Origin of the sequence: Immundisolibacter sp. (assembly GCF_041625615.1) — a bacterium.
Lineage (GTDB): Bacteria > Pseudomonadota > Gammaproteobacteria > Immundisolibacterales > Immundisolibacteraceae > Immundisolibacter.
Genome location: NZ_JBFJTF010000142.1, coordinates 1 through 5,365, shown reverse-complemented (window position 1 = coordinate 5,365; position 5,365 = coordinate 1). Strand labels below are relative to the sequence as shown.

General features: G+C 68.7%; 5 protein-coding genes. All 5 read left to right on the top strand.

Annotated features, from left to right (window positions below; all coding sequences use genetic code 11):
- Nucleotides 1-807: tRNA preQ1(34) S-adenosylmethionine ribosyltransferase-isomerase QueA (gene queA, locus ABYX71_RS10130; RefSeq protein WP_372696377.1), on the top strand; the 807-nt coding region annotated here is incomplete at its 5' end.
- A complete protein-coding gene (tgt, locus tag ABYX71_RS10125) occupies nt 804-1,919 on the top strand; it encodes a tRNA guanosine(34) transglycosylase Tgt (RefSeq protein ID WP_372696379.1) in 1,116 nt (371 codons plus the stop codon). The genes queA and tgt, both read left to right, overlap by 4 nt.
- Nucleotides 1,920-1,981: 62 nt before the next feature.
- Nucleotides 1,982-2,311 (top strand): preprotein translocase subunit YajC, encoded by a 330-nt coding sequence (gene yajC / locus ABYX71_RS10120; RefSeq protein ID WP_372696378.1) that lies wholly within the window; start codon nt 1,982-1,984, stop codon nt 2,309-2,311.
- 10 nt (nt 2,312-2,321) lie between these two features.
- On the top strand, nt 2,322-4,196 hold the full coding sequence (secD, locus tag ABYX71_RS10115) for a protein translocase subunit SecD (protein WP_372696376.1): 1,875 nt from the start codon (nt 2,322-2,324) through the stop codon (nt 4,194-4,196).
- Between the two features lie 3 nt (nt 4,197-4,199).
- Entirely contained in the window at nt 4,200-5,123 is a 924-nt protein-coding gene (secF, locus tag ABYX71_RS10110; protein ID WP_372696375.1) for a protein translocase subunit SecF, read from the top strand.
- Nucleotides 5,124-5,365: the final 242 nt, after the last annotated feature.

Below are 5,365 nucleotides of genomic sequence, written 5' to 3'. Positions count from 1 at the left end.
GTCGAGGCGCTGATCGAACGCCTGCAGGGCGAGTACACGGCGCTGGTGCAACTGCGCGGCGGCAAGTCGCTGAAGCCGGGGGCGGCGGTGACGTTCGCCGGCGGTGGTCAGCAGGTGGTGGCCACCCTGGGTGAGGTGGTCGGCGAATTCCGCCAGCTGCGGTTCGACCGCCCCGTGCGCGACTGGCTGGACACCATCGGCCAGCTGCCGCTGCCGCCGTACATCACCCGCCAGGCCGGCAACGACGATGAAAACCGTTACCAGACGGTCTACGGGCAACGTCCGGGGGCGGTGGCCGCACCGACCGCCGGTCTGCACTTCGACGCGCCGCTGCTCGAACGACTGCGTGGCCTGGGCGTGCAGATCGGCCAGGTCACGCTGCATGTGGGTGCCGGCACCTTCAAGCCCGTCCGGGTGGAGGATCTCCACGCGCACCGCATGCATGCCGAGTGGCTGGATGTGTCGCCCGAGGTGTGCGCGCAGGTGGCCGCGACGCACGCGCGTGGCGGGCGGGTGGTGGCGGTCGGCACGACCGTGGTGCGGGCGCTTGAAAGCGCGGCAGCGGACGGCGCGTTGGCGCCGTTTGTCGGCGAAACCCGCCTGTTCATCACGCCCGGCTACCGGTTTCGCGTGGTCGATGCGCTGATCACCAACTTCCACCTGCCGGAGTCGACCTTGCTCATGTTGGTTTGCGCCTTTGGTGGCTACGAGGCGGTGATGGCCGCCTACCGACACGCGGTAAGCAGTGAATACCGCTTTTTCAGCTATGGGGATGCCATGCTGCTGGAGCGCACGCCATGCCGCTGACCTTCGAGCGCCTGGCCGGTGACGGCGCCGCCCGCCGCGGGCGGCTGGTGTTTGGCCGGGGCGTGGTCGACACGCCGGCCTTCATGCCGGTCGGCACGCAGGGCACGGTCAAGTCGCTGACCACGCAGGAAGTGGCCGATACCGGCGCGCAGATCCTGCTCGGCAATACCTTTCACCTGATGCTGCGCCCGGGGGTGGACATCGTGCGCCGGCACGATGGACTGCACGGGTTCATGGACTGGCAGCGGCCGATCCTCACCGACTCGGGCGGGTTTCAGGTGTACAGCCTGAAGACCCTGCGCAAGATCAGCGAGCAGGGGGTGCAGTTTCGGTCGCCCATCGACGGCAGCCGCGTGTTCCTGGGCCCGGAGGAGGCGATCGCCGTCCAGCACGGCCTGGGCAGCGACGTGGTGATGATCTTCGACGAGTGCACGCCGTACCCGGCCGAGCACGCCGAGGCCCGGCGCTCGATGGAGCTGTCGCTGCGCTGGGCGAGGCGCAGCCGCGAGGCGCACGGCGACCATCCGTCGGCGCTGTTCGGCATCGTGCAGGGCGGTGTGTACGAGGACCTGCGCGCAACGTCGCTGGCCGGCCTGCTGGATATCGGGTTCGACGGCTACGCGGTGGGCGGGCTTTCGGTGGGCGAGCCGCGGGAGGACATGCTGCGTGTGCTGGACTTTCTGGGGCCGCGCCTGCCGGAAACCCGGCCGCGGTACCTGATGGGGGTGGGCACGCCGCAGGACATCGTGGAGGCGGTGCGGCGCGGCATCGACATGTTCGACTGTGTCATGCCGACCCGCCACGCGCGTCACGCCTATCTGTTCACCGATGAGGGGGTGCTGCGCCTGCGCAACGCCCGTTACCGGGACGACACCCGGCCGGTGCAGGAGAACTGCGGCTGCTACACCTGTCAGCACCACAGCCGTGCCTATCTGCGGCATCTGGATCAGGCCGGCGAGTTGCTCGGTTTGCGTCTGAACACCCTGCACAACCTGCATTACTACCAGGTACTGATGCAGGGCCTGCGGCGCGCCATCGAGACCGCGTCACTGGATGCGTTCGTGGCCGGGTTCTACGGTCGCCAGGGGCTGCCGGTACCCCCTGTGGCATAATCCGGCGCCTTTTTTCGGGGGCGGAAACTGCCTCGTCACAAGCTAGGGAAACGCGCATGTCGATGTTCATCAGCGATGCCTTTGCCGAGCAGGCGCCGGCGGCCGCCGCGTCGCCGCCGGGTTTCGAAAGCATGTTCTTCGTGCTGGCCCTGTTCGTGGTGTTCTACTTCATGATGATCCGGCCGCAGATGAAGCGGCAGAAGGAACACCGCAAGATGGTCAGCGAGATCAAGGCCGGTGACGAGGTGGTGGTTGCCGGTGGCCTGGCCGGGCGCGTGGTGCGCGTCACCGAACAGTTCCTGGCGGTCGAGATCGCCAACGGGGTCGAGGTCAAGGTGCAGAAGCAGGCGGTAGGTCAGCTGCTGCCGAAAGGGACGCTGAACACCCTCTGAGACGGCCCACATGAACCGTTATCCCTGGTGGGTCAACCTGCTGTTGGCCGCGGTGCTGGTGCTGGGTGCGCTGTTCGCCCTGCCCAATGTCTACGGCACCGATCCGGCCCTGCAGATTTCCGGCCAGCGCGGGCGGGTGGTGGATGCCGATGCCCAGCGCGAGGTCAGTGACGCGCTGCAGGCGGCCGGCTTGCAGGCGCGTGCGATCGCCATCACCGACGAGGGGCTTACGGTGCGGTTTGCCGACACCGATCAGCAGCTCGAGGCGCAGGATGTGGTGCGCGCGCGCCTGGGGTCCGATTACACGGTGGCACTGAATCTTGTGCCGGCGGCGCCGCCGTGGCTGGGTGCGCTCGGGGCGCAGCCGATGTTCCTTGGCCTGGATTTGCGCGGTGGTGTGCATTTCCTGCTGGAAGTGGACACCGCCGCTGCCGTGCGCGCGGCCGAGGACCGGCTGGTCGACGACCTGCGCCAGCTGCTGCGCGAGCAGCGCCTGCGTTACGAGTGGGCGCGCCGGGTGGCCGAGCCCGACGGCAGCAGCGCGGTCGAGGTGCGTCTGCGCGCCGACACCGACGTGGCGCAGGCGCAGCAGCTGATCGAACGCACGCATCCGGAGCTGGTCGTGGAAACCGCCTCCGGTGACGCGCAGCGACTGATCGGTCGGCTGGGGGACGCCTACCTGCGCGAGGTGCGACGCCTGGCGCTGCAACAGAACATGACCACCCTGCGCAACCGCGTCAACGAACTGGGCGTTGCCGAGCCGGTGGTGCAGCAGCAGGGCGACAGCCGCATCATCGTGCAGTTGCCGGGCGTGCAGGACACGGCCCGCGCCAAGGAAGTGCTGGGCGCCACCGCCACCCTGGAATTCAAGCTGGTGGACGAGGAGCACGACCTGGGGAGTGCCGTGGCCGGCCGCGTGCCGCCCGGCTCGCGGTTGTATCCCACGCGCGACGGCGGACAGATCCTGCTCAAGGATCGCGCCATCCTGACCGGCGAATACATCACCGACGCCGCCTCGGGCTTCGACCAGCAGTCCGCTGGCGCCGTGGTGCACGTGTCGCTGGACGGGCGCGGCGCGGGCATTTTCGAGCGCGTCACCGGTGACAACATCGGCCGCCGGCTGGCGGTGGTGTTCATCGAGAACAAGACCGACACCGTGCGCCAGCCGGACGGCACGCTCGAGCGGCGCAACCGCCGCACCGAAGAGGTGATCACCGCGCCGGTGATCCAGGACCGCCTCGGGCGGCGGTTCCAGATCACCGGCATGGACAACGCCCGCGAGGCGCGCGACCTGGCGCTGCTGCTGCGTGCCGGCTCGCTGGCGGCACCGCTGGCGATCGTCGAGGAGCGCACCGTCGGCCCCAGCCTGGGGCGCGAGAACATCGAGAAGGGCGAGCGCGCAGTGCTGATGGCGCTGTTGCTGGTGGTGCTGTTCATGGCCGTGCGCTACCGGACGCTGGGCATGATGGCCAACGTCGCCCTGGCCGGGAATCTGGTGCTGATCGTGGCCGTCATGTCGCTGTTGCAGGCCACGCTCACCCTGCCGGGAATCGCCGGCATCGTGCTGACGCTGGGTATGGCGGTGGACGCCAACGTGCTCATCAACGAGCGCATCCGCGAGGAACTGCGCAACGGCAACTCGCCGCAGGCCAGCATCGCCGCCGGCTACGACCGCGCCTTCGGCACCATTCTGGACGCCAACGTCACCACGCTGTTGGCCGGTTTGCTGCTGTTCATTTTCGGCAGCGGCCCGGTCAAGGGGTTTGCGGTGACGCTGTCGATCGGCATCGTCACCACCGTGTTCACGGCGGTGTTCGTGAGCCGTGCCCTGGTCAACCTCATCCAGCCGCGCGGCCGCCGCGCGGCGTCTGCCGCGCGGAGCTGAGCCATGGCACAGCCGGCCTTCAAAGTCGATTTCATGCGCTATTCGCCGGTGATGCTGGCGCTGTCAGCGTTGCTGGTGGTGGCGTCGGTGGTGTCACTGGCGGTGCGCGGCCTCAACTTCGGCATCGATTTCACCGGCGGCACACTGGTCGAGGTGCAGTATCCGGCGCCGGTGGAGCTGCCGCAGGTACAGGCGGCGCTGGCCGGCCACGGTCTGGACAAGGCCGTGGTGCAGTACTTCGGTACCCGCAGTGAGGTGCTGGTGCGCATTCCGGTCGGTGAGGCCGGGTCCGGCGGCGAGCTCAGCACGCGCGTGCTCCAGGCGCTCGACGCCGGCGGCACTGACGGGGTGACGCTCCAGCGGGTGGAATTCGTCGGCCCGCAGGTGGGCGACGAGCTGGTGACCAACGCCGCCCTGGCGCTGCTGTACGCGGTGCTGGCCATCGGCGCCTACGTGGCGTTCCGCTTCGAGTACCGCTTCGCCATCGGCGCCATCGTGTCGCTGGCGCACGACGCCATCATCACCGTGGGGTTCTGTTCGCTGATCGGGCTGGAATTCGACCTGACCGTGGTGGCGGCGGTGCTGACGGTGATCGGTTACTCCATCAACGACACGGTGGTCATCTACGACCGCATCCGCGAGAACTTCCCGCGCATGCGCAAGGCCAGCACGCGCGAGGTCATCAACCGCTCGGTGAACGAGACCATGGCGCGGACCATCGCCACCACCGCCACCGTGGTGCTGGCGCTGCTGCCGCTGGTGTTCTTCGGTGGTGATGCGATCCACAGCTTTTCGGTGGCCATGCTGCTGGGCGTGATCGCCGGCGCCTACTCCACCATCTACGTGGCCAGCTGGTCGCTGCTGCCGACCGGGCTGTCGGCGCGCGACATGATCGCGCCGCCGAAGGAAAACGCGCAGACGCCTTGATTTGAGAGGCCGGATCGGTCCGTCCGGGGCCGCCCAGCCCCCGCCCCCGAAACGCGTGGTTTTCGGGGGGGGCGTGTTCAGCGCGCTGCGTCGAGCACGCGCGGCACTTCCGCGTGCCGCGGATGCCTTGGCGCGGCGCTCGTGCTCAATCGATCAGGTCGTTAGCGTTGCAGCCCATGTTGATCGGCTGCGGCGGGCCGTCGGCCGGCCAGACGAGCGCGCTTTCGCCGTCGTACCAGGGC

Excerpts from the sequence above, each read along its gene's own strand:
- yajC (WP_372696378.1), top strand. The coding sequence starts at position 1,982 with ATGTTCATCAGCGATGCCTTTGCCGAGCAGGCGCCGGCGGCCGCCGCG.
- secD (WP_372696376.1), top strand. The coding sequence starts at position 2,322 with ATGAACCGTTATCCCTGGTGGGTCAACCTGCTGTTGGCCGCGGTGCTG.
- secF (WP_372696375.1), top strand. The coding sequence starts at position 4,200 with ATGGCACAGCCGGCCTTCAAAGTCGATTTCATGCGCTATTCGCCGGTG.